This is a genomic window from Sandarakinorhabdus sp. (genome assembly GCF_051860625.1).
In the GTDB taxonomy this organism is placed as follows: domain Bacteria; phylum Pseudomonadota; class Alphaproteobacteria; order Sphingomonadales; family Sphingomonadaceae; genus Sandarakinorhabdus.
Genome location: NZ_JBHYDQ010000001.1, coordinates 181570 through 204755 on the forward strand (window position 1 = coordinate 181570; position 23186 = coordinate 204755).

The 23186-nt window shown below is 63.8% G+C and carries 21 protein-coding genes; 8 read left to right on the forward strand and 13 right to left on the reverse strand.

Annotated elements, in window-relative coordinates:
• The first annotated feature begins 105 nt into the window (after window positions 1-105).
• Window positions 106-816, forward strand: coding sequence for a CoA transferase subunit A (locus ACTIEZ_RS00880; RefSeq protein WP_439544753.1), 711 nt, complete (start codon window positions 106-108; stop codon window positions 814-816).
• Window positions 813-1448 (forward strand): 3-oxoacid CoA-transferase subunit B, encoded by a 636-nt coding sequence (locus tag ACTIEZ_RS00885; RefSeq protein WP_439544754.1) that lies wholly within the window; start codon window positions 813-815, stop codon window positions 1446-1448. Before ACTIEZ_RS00880 ends, ACTIEZ_RS00885 begins: the two co-directional genes overlap by 4 nt.
• Before the next feature lie 30 nt (window positions 1449-1478).
• Here the strand turns inward: ACTIEZ_RS00885 and ACTIEZ_RS00890 are convergent, their stop codons facing one another.
• The 8 genes from ACTIEZ_RS00890 to leuD all read right to left on the reverse strand — a co-directional run bounded on the left by ACTIEZ_RS00890 (window position 1479) and on the right by leuD (window position 7689).
• Window positions 1479-1874, reverse strand: a complete 396-nt coding sequence (locus ACTIEZ_RS00890) for a type II toxin-antitoxin system VapC family toxin (RefSeq protein WP_439544755.1) — start codon at window positions 1872-1874, stop codon at window positions 1479-1481.
• On the reverse strand, window positions 1841-2134 hold the full coding sequence (locus ACTIEZ_RS00895) for a FitA-like ribbon-helix-helix domain-containing protein (protein WP_439544756.1): 294 nt from the start codon (window positions 2132-2134) through the stop codon (window positions 1841-1843). The genes ACTIEZ_RS00890 and ACTIEZ_RS00895 overlap by 34 nt, the downstream gene beginning before the upstream one ends.
• Before the next feature lie 44 nt (window positions 2135-2178).
• On the reverse strand, window positions 2179-2796 hold the full coding sequence (locus ACTIEZ_RS00900; RefSeq protein WP_439544757.1) for an outer membrane protein: 618 nt from the start codon (window positions 2794-2796) through the stop codon (window positions 2179-2181).
• Between the two features lie 249 nt (window positions 2797-3045).
• Window positions 3046-4086: an aspartate-semialdehyde dehydrogenase gene (locus ACTIEZ_RS00905; RefSeq protein ID WP_439544758.1), complete on the reverse strand. Its 1041-nt coding sequence runs from the start codon at window positions 4084-4086 to the stop codon at window positions 3046-3048.
• Window positions 4087-4119: 33 nt separating this feature from the next.
• Window positions 4120-5364: a dicarboxylate/amino acid:cation symporter gene (locus tag ACTIEZ_RS00910; protein ID WP_439544759.1), complete on the reverse strand. Its 1245-nt coding sequence runs from the start codon at window positions 5362-5364 to the stop codon at window positions 4120-4122.
• Window positions 5361-5990: a DUF502 domain-containing protein gene (locus ACTIEZ_RS00915; RefSeq protein WP_439544760.1), complete on the reverse strand. Its 630-nt coding sequence runs from the start codon at window positions 5988-5990 to the stop codon at window positions 5361-5363. The genes ACTIEZ_RS00910 and ACTIEZ_RS00915 overlap by 4 nt, the downstream gene beginning before the upstream one ends.
• Window positions 5987-7051 (reverse strand): 3-isopropylmalate dehydrogenase, encoded by a 1065-nt coding sequence (gene leuB / locus ACTIEZ_RS00920; protein ID WP_439544761.1) that lies wholly within the window; start codon window positions 7049-7051, stop codon window positions 5987-5989. Before leuB ends, ACTIEZ_RS00915 begins: the two co-directional genes overlap by 4 nt.
• A gap of 41 nt (window positions 7052-7092) precedes the next feature.
• Entirely contained in the window at window positions 7093-7689 is a 597-nt protein-coding gene (leuD, locus tag ACTIEZ_RS00925; protein ID WP_439544762.1) for a 3-isopropylmalate dehydratase small subunit, read from the reverse strand.
• A gap of 116 nt (window positions 7690-7805) precedes the next feature.
• Here leuD and ACTIEZ_RS00930 point away from each other — a divergent pair, with 116 nt between their 5' ends.
• Both ACTIEZ_RS00930 and polA read left to right on the forward strand, forming a co-directional pair.
• A complete protein-coding gene (locus ACTIEZ_RS00930; protein ID WP_439544763.1) occupies window positions 7806-8528 on the forward strand; it encodes a LamG-like jellyroll fold domain-containing protein in 723 nt (240 codons plus the stop codon).
• Window positions 8529-8545: 17 nt separating this feature from the next.
• Window positions 8546-11308, forward strand: coding sequence for a DNA polymerase I (gene polA, locus ACTIEZ_RS00935; protein WP_439544764.1), 2763 nt, complete (start codon window positions 8546-8548; stop codon window positions 11306-11308).
• A 266-nt stretch (window positions 11309-11574) separates the two neighbouring features.
• On the opposite strand, the gene ACTIEZ_RS00940 is transcribed toward polA, so the two are convergent.
• Together ACTIEZ_RS00940 and ACTIEZ_RS00945 are read right to left on the reverse strand one after the other, a co-directional pair.
• Window positions 11575-12426: an alpha/beta fold hydrolase gene (locus ACTIEZ_RS00940; RefSeq protein ID WP_439545075.1), complete on the reverse strand. Its 852-nt coding sequence runs from the start codon at window positions 12424-12426 to the stop codon at window positions 11575-11577.
• Between the two features lie 13 nt (window positions 12427-12439).
• On the reverse strand, window positions 12440-13366 hold the full coding sequence (locus ACTIEZ_RS00945; RefSeq protein WP_439544765.1) for an SMP-30/gluconolactonase/LRE family protein: 927 nt from the start codon (window positions 13364-13366) through the stop codon (window positions 12440-12442).
• A gap of 133 nt (window positions 13367-13499) precedes the next feature.
• On the opposite strand from ACTIEZ_RS00945, the gene ACTIEZ_RS00950 reads away from it, so the two are divergent.
• Window positions 13500-15095, forward strand: a complete 1596-nt coding sequence (locus ACTIEZ_RS00950) for an ATP-binding protein (protein ID WP_439544766.1) — start codon at window positions 13500-13502, stop codon at window positions 15093-15095.
• Window positions 15096-15273: 178 nt separating this feature from the next.
• A complete protein-coding gene (locus tag ACTIEZ_RS00955) occupies window positions 15274-15960 on the forward strand; it encodes a PEPxxWA-CTERM sorting domain-containing protein (protein ID WP_439544767.1) in 687 nt (228 codons plus the stop codon).
• 194 nt (window positions 15961-16154) lie between these two features.
• On the opposite strand, the gene ACTIEZ_RS00960 is transcribed toward ACTIEZ_RS00955, so the two are convergent.
• On the reverse strand, window positions 16155-17747 hold the full coding sequence (locus tag ACTIEZ_RS00960; protein ID WP_439544768.1) for an isocitrate lyase: 1593 nt from the start codon (window positions 17745-17747) through the stop codon (window positions 16155-16157).
• Window positions 17748-17908: 161 nt separating this feature from the next.
• Here ACTIEZ_RS00960 and ACTIEZ_RS00965 point away from each other — a divergent pair, with 161 nt between their 5' ends.
• On the forward strand, window positions 17909-19327 hold the full coding sequence (locus ACTIEZ_RS00965) for a helix-turn-helix domain-containing protein (RefSeq protein WP_439544769.1): 1419 nt from the start codon (window positions 17909-17911) through the stop codon (window positions 19325-19327).
• A 10-nt stretch (window positions 19328-19337) separates the two neighbouring features.
• Window positions 19338-20936 (forward strand): malate synthase A, encoded by a 1599-nt coding sequence (gene aceB, locus ACTIEZ_RS00970; protein ID WP_439544770.1) that lies wholly within the window; start codon window positions 19338-19340, stop codon window positions 20934-20936.
• A gap of 194 nt (window positions 20937-21130) precedes the next feature.
• Here aceB and ACTIEZ_RS00975 read toward each other — a convergent pair whose 3' ends face one another.
• Both ACTIEZ_RS00975 and ACTIEZ_RS00980 read right to left on the reverse strand, forming a co-directional pair.
• A complete protein-coding gene (locus ACTIEZ_RS00975) occupies window positions 21131-21532 on the reverse strand; it encodes a c-type cytochrome (RefSeq protein ID WP_439544771.1) in 402 nt (133 codons plus the stop codon).
• Window positions 21529-23124 (reverse strand): flavin monoamine oxidase family protein, encoded by a 1596-nt coding sequence (locus ACTIEZ_RS00980; RefSeq protein ID WP_439544772.1) that lies wholly within the window; start codon window positions 23122-23124, stop codon window positions 21529-21531. The genes ACTIEZ_RS00975 and ACTIEZ_RS00980 overlap by 4 nt, the downstream gene beginning before the upstream one ends.
• Between the last annotated feature and the right edge of the window lie 62 nt (window positions 23125-23186).

The following is a 23186-nucleotide window of genomic DNA, read 5'->3' on the forward strand; positions in this document are numbered from 1 at the left end:
CCTAACTTTACTAACCTTGCAAATCACGTTTGTTGGCAATCAACGGGCTGGCGCTGCTGCGGCAATCTGGCTATCTCGCAAGTGCAACAAGAACAGGAGCCGGCAATGGCCAGCAAGCTCTACCCCGATGCCGCCGCTGCCCTGGATGGGCTGCTGTTCGATGGCATGTCGATCATGTCGGGCGGATTCGGCCTGTGTGGCCTGCCCGAAAAGCTGATCGCGGCACTGCGCGACTCCGGCGTGACCGGCCTCACCTGCATTTCCAACAATGCCGGCGTCGATGGCTTTGGCCTCGGGCAATTGCTGAGCACCCGCCAGATCGCGCGGATGATTTCCAGCTATGTCGGGGAGAACAAGGAGTTCGAGCGGCAATATCTGGCTGGGGAGCTGCAACTGGAATTCAACCCGCAAGGCACGCTGGCCGAGCGCATCCGCGCCGGCGGCGCCGGTATTCCGGGCTTCTACACGAAAACCGGCGTCGGCACGCTGGTGGCCGACGGCAAAGAGCACAAGGATTTTGGCGGGGAAACCTATATCCTGGAAACCGGGCTGGTCGCGGACCTGAGCATCGTCAAGGCGTGGAAGGCCGACCCCTACGGCAATCTGATCTATCGAAAAACCGCGCGCAATTTCAATCCGATGATGGCGACGGCCGGCAAGGTGACCGTGGCCGAGGTGGAGGAACTGGTGGAGGCCGGCAGCCTCGATCCCGATCATATCCACACGCCGGGCATCTATGTGCAGCGGCTGATCGTCGGCACCGATTATGAAAAGCGCATCGAACAGCGCACGGTGCGGACGCGGGAGACAGTATGATGTGGACGCGTGACCAACAGGCGGCCCGGGCCGCGCGGGAATTGCAGGACGGGTTCTATGTGAACCTGGGCATCGGCATGCCGACGCTCGTCGCCAATCACATCCCGCCCGGCATCGACATCACCCTGCAGAGCGAGAATGGCATGCTCGGCATGGGGCCGTTTCCCTATGACGACGAGGTGGACGCCGATCTGATCAACGCCGGCAAGCAGACCATCACCGAACTGCGGCGCAGCAGCTATTTCAGCAGCGCCGACAGCTTCGCGATGATCCGCGGCGGCCATATCGACCTGTCGATCCTGGGCGCCATGGAAGTGGCCGAAAATGGCGACATCGCCAACTGGATGATCCCCGGCAAGATGGTGAAGGGCATGGGCGGCGCCATGGACCTGGTGGCGGGCGTCAAGAAGATCATCGTGCTGATGGAACACAACGCCAAAGACGGTTCGGCCAAGTTCAAGACCGCCTGCACCCTGCCGCTGACCGGCACCGGCGTGGTGGACATGGTGGTGTCCGATCTCGCCGTGCTCGCCCGCCCGGCCAAGGGCGCGCCGTTCAAGCTGGTCGAACTGGCGCCGGGTATCGATCTGGACACGCTGCGCGCCCGGACCGAGGGCCATTTTGAAGCCTGATTCCCGTTCTTTCTCAGCGTTGACGGAAGCTCAACCCAGCAGCCGCACCCGCGCGGCATGGGGAGAGGCAGCGCAGGCGGCGTGGAAGCGGCGATCGGCGGTGATGACGACATCCTGCTCGGCGATGGCCAGCGCGAGATAGAAGCAATCATAGGCTGGGTGGTTCAACTGGACGGCGATGTCGATAGCAACCGGCATCAAATCCTCGGTTGGCACCACACGATCTATGACCGTGCGTACCTTTGCGGCAGCAATTGACCAGTTCAAAGGAGCATTGCGCTGCGAGAAGCGCCAGAGGGCATTTGCCAACTCCGCAAAAATCAGGTCAGGCGCAGTCAGGGATTCTGAGGAGACCAAGGCGTTCGCCGCTTCATAGCCCGATTCGGGCACGATCAACTTGAACGCAACGCTGGCATCAATGAGCATCGGTAGGGATCGTCGGTGGCATCGCGATCCTCGCGAATCAGCTCCCAGCCTTCTCGCATGTCGGTGCGACCCTGCATCATGGGTGCCGTGATGGCTTGCATCTCTTTGACGAGGGCCAGTTTTTCTTCGAACGTGAGGCGTGTTGCCCGGCGCAGGGCCTCGCGTGCCTCCGCCTCCATCGAACGCCCTGCCGCTTCGGCGCGGCGCTTCAGGGTTTCGATGATCCGGTCATCGAGGTTGCGGATGATGATCTGGCCCATGGAAGGATGATAGCATGATGCTATCATCCTCGCCAAGGCGCCGATCAGAAGCGGAAGTTGAGACCGGTCATCACCGCGTGGCGATGATAGTTCAACTGCGCACCGCCGCCGATGCCGGGCAGATTGTCATTGCCGTAATCGGCGTAATTATATTCGACACGGGCAGACACATTGCGCGCCAGCATATGTTCGTAACCGGCACCGACCAGATAGCCGTCACGGGTTTCCGAAGCGTTGCCCGGATTGCGAATGTCAAAACGCGCGTTCGAATAACCACCGCGGGCATAGAGCAGGCCATCCGGCGAGACCAGCACACCGGCGCGCGCGGTCAGGTTGATGGTGCGGCCAGCGTCCAGATCGAAGGTCGGGAAGCGGTTGCTGCCGGTGCGGCCGGTGAGCGAGGCTTCCAGGCCGAGGACGACGCTGGAGCCGAGCCGGTAATCGAAGCCGGCCTGGCCGCCGTAAGCCAAACCATTGCCGCGGGCACGGCTGGTGGTCGGCGGCACGGTCCCGAGCTCGAGCGTCTGGCGGTCCTGCTGCCAGCCGAGCTGCACACCCACGAACGGGCCGTTGAAATTGCTGGCTTCCTGCGCGGCGGCCGGGGCCGCAACAGCGGCAGCACCCAGCAGGGCAAAAGCGATACGCGTAAACTTGGTCGTCATGGAGTTGATCCTTCTTCTTCTTTCACCGGCAATGGGGGAAGCCGGCTACCCGAGCGTATGGCGCCCCCAGGCTGGCCACGCGCTGAACCAATAGAGGCATTTTGGCGGCGGTGTATTGTTTTTGCCATACACTTGCCTTGGTTGGTTCACCCGCGCTTCAGAAAGTGAGAAAATTCATCGTGAATCCATGCAGTTGCGCCCCGCAAGCCGGCTGGCTTGCGGGGCGCCCAACACGCAAGGATGGCGAAATCAGCCCTTTTTCAGATGCCGGCGACCAAGCAGCTCGGCGATCTGCACGGCGTTCAACGCTGCACCTTTGCGCAAATTGTCGGATACGCACCACAACGCCAGGCCGTGCTCCACGGTCGGGTCCTTGCGCACCCGGGACACGAAGGTGGCATAATCGCCGACACATTCGATCGGGGTGACATAGCCGCCGTCCTCGCGCTTATCGACCAGCATGATGCCCGGCGCCGCGCGCAGCAGACTCTGCGCCTTGGCGACGGAAAGCGGCATTTCGAACTCGACATTGATGGCTTCGCTGTGGCCGACGAACACCGGCACCCGCACGCAGGTCGCCGTCACCTCGATATCGGGATCGAGGATCTTGCGGGTTTCCACCGTCATCTTCCATTCTTCCTTGGTGTAGCCGTCCATCCCGCTTTCGGGGCCAAGGAAACTGTCGATGTGCGGGATGACATTGAAGGCGATGCGCTTGGTGAATTTCTCTTGCACCGGATCGTCACCAACAAAGATGGCGCGGGACTGGGTGAACAGCTCGTCCATGCCATCCTTGCCGGCGCCGGACACCGATTGATAGGTGCTCACCACCACCCGCTTGATGATCGCGGCATCATGCAGCGGCTTCAGGGCGACGACCATCTGCGCGGTCGAACAGTTGGGATTGGCGATGATGTTGCGGCGGGTGTAGCCGTCGATGGCTTCGGGGTTCACCTCCGGCACGATCAGCGGCACGTCATGATCCATGCGGAACAGGCTGCTGTTGTCGATCACCACGCAGCCGGCCGCGGCAGCGCGCGGCGCATGGATTTTCGTCGGGCCGGACCCGCAGGCAAACAGCGCCATGTCCCAACCGGCAAAATCGAAATGCTCGATATTCTGCACCTTCAGCTCGCGGCCGGTTTCGCCGAACTCGACCTTGTCCCCCACCGACCGCGAGCTGGCGACGGCAGCAATCTCGGCGATCGGGAATTCCCGTTCGGCGAGGATGTTCAGCATTTCGCGCCCGACATTGCCGGTGGCGCCTACGACGACGATCTTGTAACCCATGGGAAAGCTCCTTGGGTTGCGGCTGTTAGCGTATCAGCCGGCAGAGTCCAGTGGCGGACGCTTGCCGTCGCGGGCCAATATGGCCGTCACCCCCAGATCGGCCGTCACATTGCCCAGCGTGCGGAATACGTCCGGCACCAGCTCCACCGCCAGCAGCAGCGGCAGCACGGCGATCGGCACGCCCATGGCATTGGCGATCGGCACGCAGGCGGCGAGGAAGGTGATGGAGCCGGGCAGCCCGCCGGTTGATACCGCTGCGACCAGAGACGCCAGCAGCGCACCCACAAACGCCAGCGTGCTGTGCTCCATGCCATAAAGATGCCCGCAATAGAGGACGACGGCGATGTTGGCGCAGGGGGAGGTGATGCGGAAGATGCTGACCGCCAGCGGCAGCACCACCCGGCTGGTGGCTTCGGGCAAGCCGAGCCGTTCGGCGCCATCGAAGATGGCCGGCAGTGAGGCGATGCTGCTTTGGGTGGAAACGGCCACCGCCTGCGCCGGCAGCGCGGCGCGGGCGAAGGCCAGCGGCGATACCCGGCCCAATATCATGGTCACCGGATAGATGAGAATGATCAGCCCGACCTGCACCGCCACCAGCACGGCGATATAATGGCCGAGCAGCCCGAACGCGCCCAGCCCGGCCTTGATGCCCACGCTGATCGCCAGTGCGAGCACACCCAAGGGCGCGACCAGGAAAATCCAGCCGACCAGCACCAGCATGGCATCCTTGATGGCATCGAACATGCTGACCAGCAGGCCGCGCCGGGCATCATCCAGCCTTGTGGCCGCCAGTGCGAACACGCTGATGAAGGTGACAACGGGCAGCATGTCGCCCTTGGCCAGCACATCGAAGATATTCGCCGGCACCAGGCTGAGCAGCCATTTGCCCAGATCGACCTTGATCTCGCCCACGGCTGCGGCCTGGCCGGTGCTGTTGCGGATGATCGCGGCGGCGGCTTCGGCGGGGGCCGGCCAGCCATCGAGCAGCAGCGGCACGAACAGCATCGCCCAGCCGGCGGAGAAGATGAGCAGCCCCAGAAAGGCCAGCAGCGCCTGCCCCGCCATCCGCCCGCCGCCAGCGGTGCCGGCGGCCTGGGCGATGCCGGTGAACAACAGGCCCGCAATAAGCGGGATGATCGTCATCTGCAGCGCCTGCAGCCACAGATTGCCGACCGCATCGCTGATCGGCAGCAGCAGCGTGCCGACATCGGCGGGCAGCAGCGCCCCCGCCACCAGCCCGGCGATCAGCGCCAGCAGAATGCGCAGGGTCAGGCTCATCGCAGCGCTTCGCCGCCGGACAATGTGCCCATCGTCACATAGAGCTTGGCCAGATCATCCACGCCCATGCCCGGCACCGGTTTCACATCGGCGATATCGACGAACAGCAAGGCACCGCCGACCGGCACCGGCGCGGTCGGGATCAGGATCAAGTATCGCCGCCCCTGCCCGAAATCATGGATGCGCGAGGAGGTCAGCAACGACAAGATCTCGACATTGGCGCCAAAGCTGACGGAAACCACCGACATGCCGGTCATCTCGCCGCCCGGCGCATTGCCCATCAACCGCACGAACTGCGCCAGCGGCCGATACAGGGTGCCCAGGCCGGGAATGCGCGACAACAGCCCATCCAGCCCGCCTTCCAGTTGCGGGCGAAACCGCGTCTGCACCGCCAGCCCGATCAGCCAGACGACGATGGCCGCCAGCCCCAGCCCGGCCCAGAAGGCGGCGAACGGCGACGGCGTGAAGAACATGCCGGCCGCGCCCAGCGCCTGGCCCAGCGGCGTGTTGGGGCCGAGTGCGGCAATCAGATAGCCGGACAACCAGTTGAGCAGGATGATGGTCAGCAGCACCGGCGCCAGAAACAGCAGCCCGGTGACAAAAGGCGCCAGAATACGCCGGATCAAAGGCCAGCCAGGATGGCGTCACCCATCGCCACGGTGCTGAGCGTGCCGCCCAGATCGGGCGTGCGGGCGCCCTTGTCCAGCGCAGCCTCCACGGCAGCTTCGACGCGCGCCGCCAGTTCGGGCGCGCCCAGGCTGTGGCGCAGCGCCATCGCCAGGCTCAGCACCGCCGCGCACGGATTGGCGATACCGCGGCCGGCAATATCCGGCGCCGAACCATGGATCGGTTCATACAGGCCCGCCCGGCCAGCATCGCCAATCGCAGCCGACGGCAACATGCCCAGCGACCCGGTCAGCATCGCGGCTTCATCGGACAGGATATCGCCGAACAGATTGTCGGTGAGGATCAAATCGAACTGGCGCGGGTTCTTCACCAATTGCATCGCCATATTGTCGGCCAGCATGTGCGACAGCTTGATATCCGGATATTCGGCATCACGCAGCGCCTGCACCTCTTCGCGCCACAGCAGGCCAGCCTCCATCACATTGGCTTTCTCGGCCGACACGACCTCATGCTTGCGGCCGCGCGCCAGTTCGAAGGCGACGCGGGCAACCCGGCGGATTTCGCTGCTGGTATAGACGTGCGTGTTCACACCGCGGCGCTGGCCATCGGCCAGCGTTTCGACGCCGCGCGGTTCGCCGAAATACACGCCGCCGGTCAGTTCGCGGACGAACAGGATGTCCAGCCCCTCGACATACACCCGCTTCAGCGTGGAGGCATCCGCCAGCGCCGTAAAGCAGCGCGCCGGGCGCAGATTGGCATAGACCTGCATTTCGGAGCGCAGCTTCAGCAACCCGGCTTCCGGCCGCGTGGCATAGGACTGGTTTGCCCACTGCGGGCCGCCCACGGCGCCCATCAACACCGCATCGGCCTGCAGCGCGCGGGCCAGCGTCGCGTCGGTCAACGGCACGCCATGGGCATCGATGCTCACCCCGCCAAACGGCGCTTCTTCCACGGTCAGCGGCAGGCCATGGTTGATCAGCCGCCCGGCCACCCGCCGGGCCACAGCGGAAACTTCGGGGCCGATACCATCACCGGGGAGCAGCAGCAGTGTCTTGGTCATGTTTCGCCCTTATCGATAATCCGCTGTGCTGCCAACGCCGGTCAAATGCGCGCGGCGGCGCCGGCCAGCCACGGCCGATCCGTCATCTGGCGCGCCTCGTGCGCCCCAATGGCCGCATCCATCCCCAGCGTCAGCCCGATTTCATCCAGGCCATTCACCAGGCAATGCTTGCGGAACGGGTCCATCGCGAATTCGAAGCGATCCTGAAACGGAGTCGTCACCACCTGATTTTCCAGATCGATGGTGATCGGCTGGCCATCCACCGCCACCGCCAGCAACCGGTCCACCGCCGCCTGCGGCAGCGTGACGAGCAGCAGGCCGTTCTTGAAGGCATTGCCGGCGAAGATATCGGCAAAGCCCGGCGAGATCACCACGCGGATGCCAAGATCGGCCAGCGCCCACGGCGCATGTTCGCGGCTGGAGCCACAACCGAAATTGGCCCCCGCAATCAGGATAGGCGCGCCGGCGTGATTATCGAACACATTGTCAGGCGTCTCGCGCAGCGTGGCGAAGGCGCCGGCTCCCAGCCCGGCCCGGCTGATGGTTTTCAGGAACCGCGCCGGGATGATCACATCGGTATCGATGTTGGCGGCGCCAAACGGAATCGCCTGGCCGGACAGGGTGGTGAAGGCTTGCATGGCTCGCCGAATGCCACAGGGTTCCGGCGCGCGCAAAAGCAAATGTGGCGGCCACCGCAGTTGACACGAAGCTGGCTGGCCGAATAACTGTAACTTGCGAATGAACGGGGGATATGATGCGATTTTTCATTGTGATGGCGGCAGCCATGTTGCCGCTGGCGTCGGCGCATGCTGTCACGCCGATCCATGCCTATGAATTCAATGGCAATGTGAACGACAGTGTCGGCGGGGCCAACGGCACGTTGATTGGAACGGCTTCAGTGGTGGACGGCCGGCTGGTTCTGGATGGTTCCACTGGCTATGTGCAGTTCGGCACCAACCTGGTGCCGACCAGCGGCCCCTATTCGGTGTTCATTCGCGTGAATGGCACGCCCAATCTTGGCACGTTCACGGAAATCATCTCGCAGGGCGCCTCTGGCACCAGCGGATTCTATATCGGCACCGCGCCCGGCGGCGGTATCCGCCTCACCGATCAGATCAGCTTCACCGGCGTCACGTTCCCGACAGGTGAGAATGAATTGCTGTTCAGCCGCAGCAACATTGGTTCAACGCTCTACATCAACGGCGTTCAGGTTTTTACCACCAGCGTGCTGGGTGCCAACGGCGCCGGCGGCACCAACACCCGCTTTGGCCGGCAGTTCGGCACCCTGGGCGAATATTTTCAGGGCAGCATCGATGCCATCCGCATCTATGATCAGGCCATCGCCCCGGAAGCGCTGAACGCCGCCATCCCGGAACCCACAAGCTGGGCAATGCTGATCGCCGGCTTCGGCCTGACCGGTGCGGCGCTGCGCCGGCGGCGGCACAACTTGGAGAGGGTCTCGCCGTCCGCAGCCTGACCTGCTAGCGAAGCGGCATGGCCGCTCAGCAGCATCTCTACCTGGTCGATGGCTCCAGCTTCATCTTCCGCGCCTATCACCGGCTGCCGCCGCTCACCGACCCGGAAGGCACGCCGGTCGGCGCCGTCTATGGCTTCACGGCCATGCTGTGGAAATTGATCGCGGAACTCAACAAGGCCGAAGCGCCGACGCACCTCGCCGTGATCTTCGATGCGGGCAGCCACACGTTCCGCAACGACATGTATGGTGGCTACAAGGCCAATCGCCCGCCGCCGCCCGAAGATCTGGTGCCGCAATTCCCGCTGACCCGCGATGCGGTGCGGGCGTTCAGCGTGCCCTGCTTCGAACAGGCCGGCATGGAGGCCGACGACATCATCGCCAGCTATGCCAAGGCGGCGCGCGTCGAGGGCTATAATGTCACGATCGTCAGCTCCGACAAGGATCTGATGCAGTTGGTAGAGCCCGGCATCAACCTGCTCGACACGATGAAGAACCAGACCATCGATCGGGCCGAAGTCATCGAGAAGTTCGGCGTGCCGCCGGAACAGGTCGGTGAGGTGCTGGCGCTGATGGGCGACACGTCCGACAATATTCCCGGCGTGAAGGGCATCGGGCCGAAGACAGCCGCCGATCTGATCAAGGAATATGGCACCGTCGAAGGCGTGATTGCCAATATCCACGCGATCAAGAAGCCCAAGCTGAAAGAGACGCTGGCCGCATCGGTGGACATGGCGCGGCTGTCACGCGAACTGGTGCGCCTGCGCGATGACCTGCCGCTGCCGGCACCGCTCGACTCGCTGACGCTGCGCGAGCCGGCGCATGAGCCCTTGACGGCCTTCCTCAAGAAACACGGCTTCCGCGCCATGCTCGCCAAATTGTCGGCCAGTGGCGCCAATGGCCCGGCACCGGACACGCACCGGCCGTCAACCGCCGTGGTCGAGGACGAGGTCGCCTTCACCCACGCTGATTACGAGACGGTGACGACAACAGAACGACTGGCCTGGTGGATCGCCGAAGCCACCCGCCTGGGCGCGGTGGCCGTCGACACCGAAACCACCAGCACCGATCAGATGCGCTGTGATCTGGTCGGCATCAGCCTGTGCACCGCGCCGGGCGTCGCCTGCTATATCCCGGTTGGCCATGGCAGCGGCGACGGCATGTTCGCCGAGCGGCCGCCGCAGCTCGATATGGCCACGGTGATCGCCCGGCTGAACCCGCTGTTCGCCGATCCCGGCGTGCTGAAGATCGGCCAGAATCTGAAATATGATCTCATCGTGCTGCGCCGCCATGGCGTGCCGGCGCTGGCGCCTTACGACGACACGATGCTGCTCAGCTACGCGCTTGATGCCGGGCGCTGGAACCATGGCATGGACGATCTGTCCTCACGCCACCTCGGCCACACGCCAATCCCCTACAAGGAGGTGGCGAAGGGCCTGAAAAGTTTCGCCGAAGTCGATCTCGCCCGCGCCACCGCCTATGCCGCCGAAGATGCCGATGTCACCTTCCGGCTGTGGCAAGGATTCCGCCGCCGGCTGTGGAAGGAACAGGTGACCACCATCCACGAGACCGTCGACCGCCCGCTACTGCCGGTGATTGCCGACATGGAGATGGAAGGCATCAAGGTCGATCGTGCCGAACTGGTGCGGCTGTCGGCGCTGTATGAGGCGGAGATCAGCCGGCTGGAAGGCGAGATTCACGAACTCGCCGGCGGGCCGTTCACCATCGGCAGCCCCAAGCAACTGGGCGAAATATTGTTCGACCGGCTGGGCTACAAGGGCGGCAAGAAGAGCAGCAAGACCGGCGCCTGGACCACCGATGCCAGCGAACTGGAACGGCTGGCCGAGGAAGGCGCACCGATTGCGCAGCGCGTGCTGGACTGGCGGCAGCATTCGAAACTGAAATCCACCTACACCGATGCGCTGCAGAGCCAGATCAATCCGACCACGGACCGGGTGCACACCAATTTCCACCTCGCCGCCACCTCCACCGGCCGGCTGAGCAGCAATGATCCCAATCTGCAGAATATCCCGATCCGCACCGAACTTGGCCGCCGCATCCGCCATGCGTTTGTGGCGGCGCCGGGCAATGTCATCATGGCGGCCGATTACAACCAGATCGAACTGCGACTGGTCGCGCATATCGCCGACGTGCCGGAACTGAAGACGGTCTATGCCGCCGGCGAAGATGTCCACGCGCTGACCGCCCGCGAAGTGTTCGGCGAAGTGACCCGCGACACCCGCGCCCGCGCCAAGACGATCAATTTCTCCATCATCTACGGCATTTCCGCCTTCGGCCTGGCGGCGCGGCTCGGCATCGATCGCGGCGAGGCAGCGCGGTACATCGATCTGTATTTCAGCCGGTTTCCGGGCATTCGCAACTACATGGCCGAAACGATTGCGTTTGCGAAGGAGCATGGCTTCGTCACCACCCTGTTCGGCCGCAAATGCCACGCGCCGCTGATCCTGTCGAAAAACCAGGGCGAACGCCAATTTTCCGAACGCGCCGTCGTCAACGCCCGCGTGCAGGGCACCGCCGCCGACATCATCAAGCGCGCCATGGTGCAGATGCCGGCCGCACTGGCCGCCGCCGGCCTGACCGGCACGAAGATGCTGCTGCAAGTCCACGATGAACTGGTGTTCGAAGTGCCGGAGAGCGAGGTCGAGGCGGCCAAGCCGGTGATCCGCAGCGTGATGGAAAACGCCCACCGCCCGCTGGTGGACCTGTCGGTCCCACTCGGCGTCGAAATCGGCCACGGCGCCTCATGGGGCGATGCGCACTGAGATTTTTCCCACCCCCAACCCCTCCCGCAAGCGGGAGGGGAGCCATTCGTGCTGGTAGCGCAGGTTGCCCACAATGACCGAACTGCTCCCCTCCCGCAGCCAAGAGGGGCCGGGGGTGGGCCTGTCCTACACGGCCCAATCCTGCCATGATGGGCTGGTAGTTTGAATCTGCGCCAATTAATTAAATCACCTGCAAAAACAACACTGAACCCCGCCGGATTCGTTCAAACTGTCAAAACGCACCGCCCGCTCTTTCTCAATCCAGTCTAGCCAGCAAGCCGCTTCTCCCGCAGCCACGCCAGCATCGCCGCATTCACGGCGTCCGGCGCCTCCTGCTGTACCCAATGCGAAACGTTCGGAAACCGCACCAGGCGGAAATCCCGCACATGGCGGCCATAGCCCTCGGTCAATTTCAGATCGAGCGCCTTGTCTTCCTCCCCCCAAAGCATCAGCGTCGGCACGGTGATTTGCGGCGCGACCTCATCCAGCAGGCCGAGATTGGCGCGGTAATAGTTGATCATCGCCGTCAGCGCGCCGGGCTGCAGCGCGTTCTGCCGATAATGCTCCAGCACGTCCGGCGGGAACATGCTCTTGTCCACCGCCATGTTCAGAAAGGCGTTGGCGATACCTTCCGCCCGCCGCTGGCGCAGCAGAAATTCCGGCAGCCACGGCAATTGGAAGAAAGCGACATACCAGCTCTTCCGCCGCTGCGGCCAATAATGGGCAATCAGTTCGCCAAACACCGTCGGGTGCGGCACGTTCATGATGATCAGACCATCCAGATCGACAGCCCGCCGCATCGCCACCACCCAGGCAATCGCCGCGCCCCAATCATGCGCCACCAGCAGCTTGCGGCGGGCACCCAGCGCATCGAACATCCCGGCCACATCGGCAACCAGATGATCGATATGGTAAGCGGCCTTGCCAACCGGCCGGCTCGAACCGCCATAGCCGCGCAAATCCGGCGCCACCGCTCGCCAGCCGGCCTGCGCCAGCACCGGCAACTGGTACCGCCAGGAAAAGCGCGATTCGGGAAAGCCGTGCAGGCACAGCGCCACGTCCGGGCCTTCACCGGCGACATCGCAGGCGAAGTCCAGCCCGTTGGCGCGGAGCATCATCACGCCCAATGCCTCAAGCGTTGAAGTGCAGCTTCAAACCCGGCCGCGGCCAGCGGCACTTGGCGAGCTTGCCCGTCGTCGAAAGGCAGACCCAGGCGTCCATCATGTCCTCCCCGCCAAAGCAGATGTTGGTGGTGAGCAGATCGGGGAAGGGGAAAAATTCCTGTGCCCCCGTCGCCGGATCGATGCTGGTGATGCCGGCGCTTTCGATCAACGTCGCCTGCGCGATGTTGCCATTGGCTTCGATGGCCAGCGAATCGAGATAGGTCTTGTTGGCCCAGGTCGTCACGAAGCGGCCGGGCACCGCCGGCAACGGCTCCGGCGCCAGTTCGCCCGGCGCGACGATATCGAACGCCAGCACCACCCGCCGGCTGGTCGAGGCGGCATAGACCGTCTTGCCGTCCGGGCTGAGGCCGACCCCGTTCAAATCCGGCCCGTGAACGAGCTGCGTGATCTTCGATCCATCGGGCAGGGCATAGAACAACCCGCCGGCATCGGTGTGGTGCGCAAAATGCTTGCCGAGATCGGTGAAATACATCCCGCCATGCGCATCGAACACGATGTCGTTCGGACCAGACAATCGCGCCCCGTCACAGGCATCATATAGGCGATCGACCTTGCCGGTGGCAATATCCACCCGCTCGATGCGGCCCGTCGTATAGTCACTGGCGGCATTGCCCGGCAGCACCATGCCATCCTGCTCATACCAATCGAAGCCGCCATTGTTGCAGACATACAGCGCGCCATCCGGACCCACCGCCATGCCATTGGGCCCGCCGCCCGGCGTCGCCACCACATGCTTGCGGCCATCCGGCGTGATGCGGGTGATCGCACCGGCGCGGATCTCGACAACCAGCACCGATCCGTCGGCCATCGCCACCGGCCCCTCTGGAAAGCCCAGCCCCTCGGCAATGATGGTATGTGGATGGAAATCGCTCATCATCTGTCCTCCCCGGTCGTTTCAGCGCATGCTGGCCCGGGCCGGGCCGGCAGGCAAGCGCTGAAAACAGGGCGTCCCGCCACGGAAATTCGGCGTATGTATCGGCATGCCGGATTGATTGGGGAACATGGGCATGAAACAGGCAGACATGGTGATCGGCGATGTGGCCGCCGTATCGGCTGGCCAGATGCTGCTGCGCCTTGATGTGGCCGCCGCGGCGCGGTTGCAGGGCAACCCCGATGGTGTGCTGGCATCCGCCGGGATGCTGGGCAGCCTGCTGAAAGTGGAAAGCCAATCACTATGGGTGATCGGCACGCTGCGCGCCGTGGAACAGCGCGACGGCCTGCCCATGGCCATCATCGATTTCCTGGGCGAAGCGGAATCCGACGCGGATGGCCGCATCACCCGCTTCCGCCGCGGTGTCGGCACCTATCCGCGCGCCGGCGATCGCGCCTGGCCGCTGGATGGCATCGAGACCGCCAGCGTCTTTTCCGGCGATGAACGCCCGCACATTCAGGTCGGCATCGTCTATCCCACCGGCAAGGTGCGCGCCGCGGTATTCTACGACACGTTCCTGTCCAAGAATTTCGCCATCGTCGGCTCCACCGGCACCGGCAAATCCACCGCCACCGCGCTGTTCCTGCACCGCATCATCGAGCAGGCCCCCGAAGGCCATGTCGTGGTGATCGATCCGCACGGCGAATATGCCCGCGCCTTTGCCAGCACCGGCCAGATCTTCAACGTCGACAATCTGGAGCTGCCCTACTGGCTGCTGAATTTTGAAGAACATGGCGAAGTGTTGCTGACCAGCGAAGGCGCGGCGCGCGAGATGGACCGCGATATCCTGTCGCGCAGCCTGCAACTGGCGCGGATGAAGTCCGTGTATGCGCAGGGCCTGAACAGCGTCACCACCGACACGCCAATCCCCTATCTGCTGTCTGTGCTGATGGACACGCTGTCATCGGAAATGGGCAAGATTTCCGAAAGCCAGAATGCGCCCAATTATCTGCGCATCCGCGCCAAGCTGGAACAGATCATGCGTGATCCGCGCCACCAGTTCATGTTCGATCGCCGCTATTCCAACGACAGCATGGCGGACTTCATGAGCCGCATCCTGCGCTTGCCGGTGGAGGGCAAGCCGGTCTCGGTGATTGATCTGTCGGGCGTGCCGTCTGCCGTGGTCTCGGCGGTGGTGTCCGTGCTGTCACGCATCGTGTTCGATTTCGCAGTCTGGTCGCGCGGCGAACAGCGCCGGCCGGTCGTGCTCGTCTGTGAAGAAGCCCACCGCTACATCCCGTCGCGCAACATTTCCAAGAATTCCACGGTGCGCGACGTGCTGGAGCGTATCGCCAAGGAAGGCCGCAAATATGGCGTATCGCTGGGCCTGGTGACCCAGCGTCCCTCCGATCTGGCCGAAGGCGCGCTGTCGCAATGCGGCACCATCGTGTCGCTGCGCCTGAACAATGATCGCGATCAGGATTTCGTGCGCAACGCTCTGCCCGAAGGCGGCCGCAGCCTGATCGATGCCATCCCGGCACTGCGCAACCGCGAATGCATCATTTCCGGCGAAGGCGTCGCCGCACCGATCCGCGTGCGGCTGGACGATCTGGAACCGCACAAGCGCCCGGCCAGCGACGACCCGGTGTTCAGCGAACTTTGGGTGGAAACCGGCGATGATACCGAGATGCTGGACCGGGTGATTGCGCGGTGGCGGGCGAACACGCGGTGAGAATTCCCCTCCCCTTTAGGGGAGGGGTTGGGAGTGGGGTAAGCTTTAGGGGCCTGCTGTGGGCGCGGCCGGTCGGACCCGTATTCGCGGGCTTTGTAGGCGGGCCAGCGTACGGCACAAGCAATTGACAGGGTGACAAACCGCAGCTTACGTTGATTAAGTTTACGGGGGTATAAACATGTACAAACTATGGACGCTGGCTTCTCTTGCCTTGCTCGCGGCCGGCCCGTTGGCCTCTACCGCTACGGCTGCCACGACTGTTCTTGATCAGGGGCATGTCGCAACCGGCGACGGCATCAATTTTGCTTCGTCCACTGTGAATGGCACCCGCCGCGTGCAGACCGTAACCGCCGGCATGACGGGCACGCTGAGCGAAGTGCACATCCAGATGTTCCCCACGACATTCAATGGCTTTGATTATTCTGCGGCCTTTGTTGCGAATGTGACCGGGTTCAATGTCGTGAATACCAATAGCGGAACGCCGGAGACGGCGCTGTCTGCCATTCTGGGCACGGGCACATTTGCCGGGCTGCAAGGCGATTGGGCGGTGTTCACAACCTCGCTGGCAATCACCGCCGGTCAGGTTTTCGGCATTGAACCGGTCACCAGCGCGTTTGCCGCCTCATGGCATTTTGGCGGGTTCTATGGTGGCGGACGGGATTATTTCCTCAGCGGAGGAAGTTTCCAGCCTCAACAAACTGGCCAGTCCGGCGGCTTCCGCACCTTTGTCGATATCAGTCCCGTGAGCGGCGGCGCTGTGCCTGAGCCGGCAAGCTGGGCGATGCTGATCGCTGGCTTCGGATTGGTCGGCGCCGCAGCCCGGCGCAGGCGCGCACAAGCGTTGATCGGAACGTTACAGGGGTAGCAGCCACTGTCACGGCGCTGGCGCACTGAACGTGCAGTCAGCCCGCCGGGCATGCAGCCGGCATCGGAAAAGGCGAAGCGCGGCCAAAGCATCACACGAGTCAGAAAGGGCGGCCTGTTGGGGCCGCCCTTTTCGCTCGCTGTCCGTGCTTGCGCGAGTCGGACGGCAACGCTGCGCATTACCGTCGCGCCGCGCTACGCAGCAAACTGGTTCATCGTGTTGTGCGCCCCGCCAGCCTTCAACGCCGCCTCGCCAGCAAAATACTCCTTGTGATCATCGCCAATATCCGACCCGGACATGTTCTGATGCTTCACACAGGCAATGCCCTGGCGGATTTCAGCGCGCTGAACATTCTTCACATAGCCCAGCATGCCCTGGTCGCCGAAATATTCCTTGGCCAGATTGTCGGTCGACAGTGCGGCGGTGTGATAGGTCGGCAGCGTGATCAGGTGGTGGAAAATGCCGGCTTCACGGGCCGCATCGCGCTGGAAGGTGCGGATGCGCTCGTCGGCCTCGTTGGCCAGCGCGCTGCCATCATAATCCACGCTCATCAGGCGGGCGCGGTCATAAGCTGACACATCCTTGCCGGCGGCAACCATGGCGTCATAAACCTGCTGACGGAAGTTCAGCGTCCAGTTGAAGCTGGGGCTGTTGTTGTAGACCAGCTTGGCATTCGGGATCACGTCGCGGATGCGGTTCACCATGCCGGCGATCTGGCCGATGTGCGGCTTCTCCGTCTCGATCCACAGCAGATCGGCGCCGTTCTGCAAGCTGTTGATGCAATCGAGCACGCAGCGGTCCTCGCCGGAGCCGGCGCGGAACTGGAACAGGTTGGAGGGCAGGCGCTTCGGGCGCAGCAGCTTGCCGTCGCGGCTGATCACCACATCGCCATTGCCGACCTGGGTAACATCGATTTCCTCGCAATCCAGGAAGCTGTTGTACTGGTCGCCGATGTCGCCCGGCTCACGGCTGTAGGCGATCTGCTTGGTCAGGCCGGCGCCGAGCGAGTCGGTGCGCGCAACGATGATGCCGTCTTCCACGCCCAATTCCAGGAAGGCGTAACGGATGGCGCGAATCTTCGCCAGGAAATCCTCGTGCGGCACGGTCACCTTGCCATCCTGGTGGCCGCATTGCTTTTCGTCGCTCACCTGATTCTCGATCTGCAGCGCGCAGGCACCGGCTTCGATCATCTTCTTGGCAAGCAGGTAGGTCGCCTCGGCATTGCCGAAGCCGGCATCGATATCGGCAACGATCGGCACGACATGCGTCTGGAAATTGTCGATCTGATTCTCGATCGCCTTGGCCTTCACCGCATCACCAGCCGCGCGCGCCGCATCGAGATCGCGGAAAAGACCGCCCAATTCGCGGGCATCAGCCTGACGCAGGAAGGTGTAAAGCTCTTCGATCAGTGCCGAAACGCTGGTCTTTTCGTGCATCGACTGGTCGGGCAGCGGGCCGAATTCGCTGCGCAGCGCCGCGACCATCCAGCCCGAAAGATAGAGGTAACGCTTGTCGGTGGTGCCGAAATGCTTCTTGATCGAAATCAGCTTCTGCTGGCCGATGAAGCCGTGCCAGCAGCCCAGCGACTGGGTGTATTGGCCGGGATCGGCATCATAAGCCGCCATGTCGCGGCGCATGATGGCGGCGGTATAGCGAGCGATATCGAGGCCTGACTGAAAGCGGTTCTGCACCCGCATGCGCGCCACGGATTCAGCGTTGATCGCCTGCCAGCCGGGCTTGCCTTCGATGGCGGTGGCGGCCTGGCGGATTTCGTCCTGATAGCTCATGTGGCTCTCCTGTTGGTCCGCAATGGGCAATTGCTGCACTGCGGTGTGTATCGCTTGTCAGCGCGTTGCGCTTCAGCTACGGCCCGGTCAACAGATTCTGTCAAGGAATCGTGTGTAAATGTCCCGCTTTCGCCAGTTCCGACGGTAAAGATGTAAATATTTTGACAGACCTTGCTGCCTCGCCTGCTCTGCCGCAAGCCATCAATGGTGGCCGCAAGATCTTCGCCGGTGCGCGCGTCCGCCGCTTGCGCACGCAGCGCGGACTCACGCAGACTCGGATGGCGCACGACCTCGGCGTTTCAGTAAGCTATCTCAATCTGATCGAGCGCGACCAGCGTCCATTGTCCGCCAGCTTCCTGGTCAAGCTCGCCGAAAACTATGATCTGGATGTGCGCAGCCTGACCGGTGATGATGGCGGCGAACTGGTGGAGGATTTGTCAAAACTCTTCACCGATCCGCGCCTGATCGGCATCGATGTGCCGCGCGCCGAGCTGAAAGACCTTGCCGTTCGTGCGCCGGCCATTGCCCATGCCTTGCTCCGCCTCGCCGCCGCCACGCCGTCGGTCGCGCCCGAGCCGCCACCGCCCGGGCCCCTGGCCGCGGTCACGGCGATGATCGATGCCGCCGGCAATTATTTCGGCGCGCTTGATGAAGCCTGCGAACGCCTGGCAGACGAACTGCGGCTGTCCGGCCCTGATCTCAACGCGGCCGTCGTCGATCGCCTGCGCACCCGTCACGCCATCACCGTGCGTGCGCTGCCGATGGAGGTGCTGCCGGGTCAATTGCGCCGGCTCGATCTGCATGCCCGCCAATTGCTGCTGTCGGAATCGCTGGATGCCGCCAGCCGCGGTTTTGCGGCGGCCGTCCAGTTGGTACTGATCGAACTGAAGGCGCAGATCGCCGACACCATCATGGCAGCCGGCGTCGCCGACCCGCTCAGCGTACGCGCCTGCATGGTTGCGCTGGGCAAATATGCTGCCGCCGCGACGCTGATGCCTTATGGCCGCTTCCTCAGCGCCTGCGAAGCCACCGGCTATGATGTCGAATTGCTGCAGGCGCGGTTCGGCCGCGGGCTGGAACAGGTGGCGCACCGCCTGACCACATTGCACCGCCCTGGCGCGCGCGGCGTGCCGTTCTTCTTTCTGCGGCTGGATCGCGCTGGCACCATCTCGAAACGCTTCGCGCCCGGTCCATCGCCGCTGCCAGTCACTGGCGGCTGCGCGCTGTGGCATATCTATCACGCCTTTGATCGGCCCGGCGAAATCCGCCGGCAACTTGTCGAGCTGGAAGATGGCAAGCGCTACCTGACACTGGCGCGCACCGTGCGGCCGGCCGCCATGCCGTGGGGCGGCGCGCGGCCCAGCTTCGCCATCGGCATTGGCTGCGACATTGCCCATGCCCCGGCGCTGGCGTGGAGCGCCGGCATTGAACTCAACGGCCAGGCCGCGCCGATCGGCCCTGGCTGTGCCGCCTGCCACCGCGCCGCCTGCCGCCAGCGCGGCGCGCCGCCGGCCGGCGCCCATCTGGCCTTCGACGAACGCCAGCGCGTGCTCACCCCGTTTCGTTTCACCGATGATTGAAAGGCTTTCCATGACCAGCCACCCCGGACTTGATGGTGTTGAAATCAAGGGCGCGATGCAGCCCGGCTATGAAACCATCCTGACGCCCGACGCGCTGGCGTTCGTGGCGCAACTGCACCGCATGTATGAACCCACCCGCCAGTCGTTGCTGCGCGCCCGCGGCCAGCGGCAAGAGTGGATCAACCACGAAGGCTTCATCGGCTTTGCGCCCGAATATTCGGCGATCCGCGACGACCGCACCTGGCAAGTCCGCCCGGCGCCGGCCGATCTGACCGACCGCCGCGTCGAGATCACCGGGCCTTGTGATCGCAAGATGGTGATCAACGCGCTCAACAGCGGTGCACATTGCTTCATGGCCTGCCTGGAGGATGCCTCGGCGCCGACCTGGGATGTGATGGTGCAAGGCCAGGTCAATCTGCGCGATGCCGCTGCCGGCACGATCACGCTGGAGGACAAGGGCAAGAGCTACAAATTGAACGAAAAGACCGCCGTGCTGCTCTGCCGTCCGCGTGGCTGGCATCTCGACGAAGCGCATCTGACGGTGGATGGCGAACGGGTGGCCGGGGCGATCTTCGATTTCGGCCTGTATTTCTATCACAATGCCAAGGCGCTGCTGGCCAAGGGTAGTGGCCCCTATTTCTATCTGCCCAAGCTGGAGCATGCTCTGGAAGCGCGGTTGTGGAACAATGTCTTTGTTTCGGCGCAATCGATGCTCAATCTGCCATTGGGCACCATCCGCGCCACCGTGCTGATCGAAACCCTGCCCGGCGCCTTCATGGCCGAAGAAATCCTCTATGAACTGCGCGACCACATCACCGCGCTGAACTGCGGCCGCTGGGATTATATCTTCAGCTACATCAAGACCTTCCAGAATGATGCAACCAAGCTGCTGCCCGATCGCGCCGCGGTCACCATGGGCGTGCCGTTCATGGCGGCCTATGCCGCCCATGTGGTGCGCGTCTGCCACCGCCGCGGTGCCCACGCGATGGGCGGCATGAGCGCCTTCATCCCGGTGAAGGACGACGAAACCGCCAACGAAAAAGCCTTCGCCGCCGTGCGGGCCGACAAGGAGCGTGAGGCCAAGCTTGGCCACGACGGCACCTGGGTCGCCCACCCCGGCCTCGTCGGCGTGGCACGGGAGGTGTTCGACCGGCTGATGCCCGGGCCGAACCAGTTGGATGTGATCCCGGCAGGCAATGCGACGTTCGATGATCTGGTGACGCCGCCCGCTGGCGCCCGCACACTGGCGGGGCTGACCAACAACATCAATGTCGGCATCGGCTATGTCGCTGCCTGGCTGCGCGGCCAGGGCGCGGTGCCGCTGCACAATCTGATGGAGGACGCCGCCACCGCCGAAATCAGCCGCACGATATTGTGGCAATGGCGCAAGCATGGCGCGACGCTGGACAGCGGCGAGGCGGTGGACGCGGCGCTGATTTCGCGTGTCACCGACGAGCAGCTTGCGGCATGGCGCGCACAGGTTGGCGACAATTTCTTCGAAGCCGGCAAATATCGCGAAGCCGCCGAGCTGTTCCGCACGCTGGTGCTCGCCGACCAGTTGGAGCCGTTCCTGACGCTGCCGGCCTACGCCTATTATTTCGCGAAGTGAGCCGGACTACTCCCCTCCCCTTTAGGGGAGGGGCTGGGGGTGGGGAATGGTGCGCATGTCGGCACGGGGGGGGGGGGCGCCCCCCCCCCCCCCCCCCCGGGGGGGGGGGGGGGGGGGGGGCCCCCCCCCTGGTGCGCATGTCGGCACAGCCCCACCCCCGACCCCTCCCCTGAAGGGGAGGGGAGCAGGTTCCATCACTCGCCGCGGCCGCCCTTTGGCGCCGGCAGGCCCAGTTCCGCCACCATCGCTGGCGTCACCTTGTCCCGATATCTGTTGCCATAATTGCTGCGGACATAGTTGATCACGTCGGCGATCTGCTGGTCGGTCAGGCTGCCACGGAACCAGGGCATCGCGCCCTTGCCGCCGGTGACCACGGCAATCGGATAGGCCGCGTCCACGAGCGCGTCATTTTTCGCCAGCGCCGGAATACGGCCGGCGCCCACACCGCCCAGCGCATTGGCCATGTGGCAGGCCTGGCAGAGATTCTGATAAACCTCGGCCCCCGGATGTGGCGCCGCTGGCTTGGCGGCCGGTTTTTGGGCGAACGCTGGTGTGGCCAGCAAGGCAGCAGCCAACAATATCACTCGCATCATCATGCCTCCAGTGCGCGCTTGTGCAGGCGGGTAACCGCGTCCAGCGAGGACAGGATCGCGCCTTCCATCCAGCACCCGATATAGCTGGCGTGTTCGCCGGCCAGCACCAGGCGGTTATCGACGGCCACCAGCGTCTGATAATGTTCCTTGCGCGTGTCTTCGTTCCACATCGCGCAGCAGCCGAGCGTGAACGGTGAGCGGCTCCAGGCCACGGACGCGCCGCCGATGAATTCTTCCTTGTATCCGCGCGGATGGAACACGCTACCCTGTTCCAGCGCTGCCTGCACCCGCTGCTCCGGCGTCATGCCGGCAAAGCGATAGGCGCCAGCGCCGAAGGTATAGGCGCCCAGCAGCACCGCCGGGCCATTGCTGTGCATGCGGGCCGAAGGGTAGGAAATCATCGCGATCTCGCGGTCGGTGAAGCTGATGCCACCGTAAATGGCTTCGTCTTCCTCCCAGAAGCGCCGCTTGAACTCGAGGCCGACCTTCACCGAATTGCTGTACGGCACCGCCCGGATCGCGGCATCGAGTGCTGGCGAACAATCGAGATCGATCTGGCTGAGCACGCCCAGCGGGATCGTGCAGACACAATAATCGGCGGTGGCGGTGTTCACGCTGCCTGTGCCGGTATCGGCGTAGGTCACGGTCACCTTGTCGCCCTGCTGGCTGATGCTGGTGACTTTCGAGTTGTAGCGGATCTTGCCTTCGACCTGTTTGGCAAAGCCGCGGCCGATCATGCCCATGCCGCCCACCGGCTGGAACATCGAATGCTGGTGATCGATGCTCATATGTTGGGCCACGACCCGCCAGATGCCCGAATCCATGATGTCCTTGAACGCATAAGGTTCGGACGGGATTGGTTCACCAAGCACGCCGCCACCTTGCGGGCGTTCGAAACTGCGCCGCCGCGACGAGCGCACGGATTTGGTGTATTTGAAATCCTTGTCGAGCGCGCCCCATTCGCGCAGCGCCAGGCGCAGCCGGTCGGCGTCGTCCTTGGTCAACACGCTGTCGAGCCCGCGATTGTCGATCGCCTTCGACAGCAGTTCCGCGACATTGCCATCCCAATCGCCGGCCAGTTCGCGATAGCGCATCGGCTTGCCGTCGAAGGCCTTGGCCGACTGCACCAGCGCTTGGTGATTCATCTGGATGAACGGCTCCAGCGCCACGCCGAACTGCTTGCAATAATGCAGCAGTGCGCGGTGGTGATAGGGAATGCGCCACGGGCCAGGGTTGAGATAATTGCCGTCGGAAAAGCCGACGCGCTGCGTGGCGCCGCCAAGTTCGGTGTAGACATCGTCGCCATAGAGCGACCAGTTCCGGCCACCGGGGCGGTTGTTATACTCCAGAATCTGCACCTCATAACCGGCCTTGCCCAATTCATAGGCGGCCAGCATGCCCGACAGCCCGGCACCGAGCACCAGCACCTTGGCGCCCGGCCGCGCACCCTGCAGGTTGGGCGGGCCGGCGAACTGGGTTTCCTTGGCATGGCCCAGCACTTCCATCGCCTGATACAGCACGGCGGTGCCCGCCATCATGCCGATGGCCCGCAGCACCTCGCGCCGCGTCGGCCCCGCTTCTGCCCAGTTCGTCAAGACCTTGTATCCCCTCACCCAACCAGAGCCTGCACCTCATGCTCAGCCGTGCGATGCCGGCT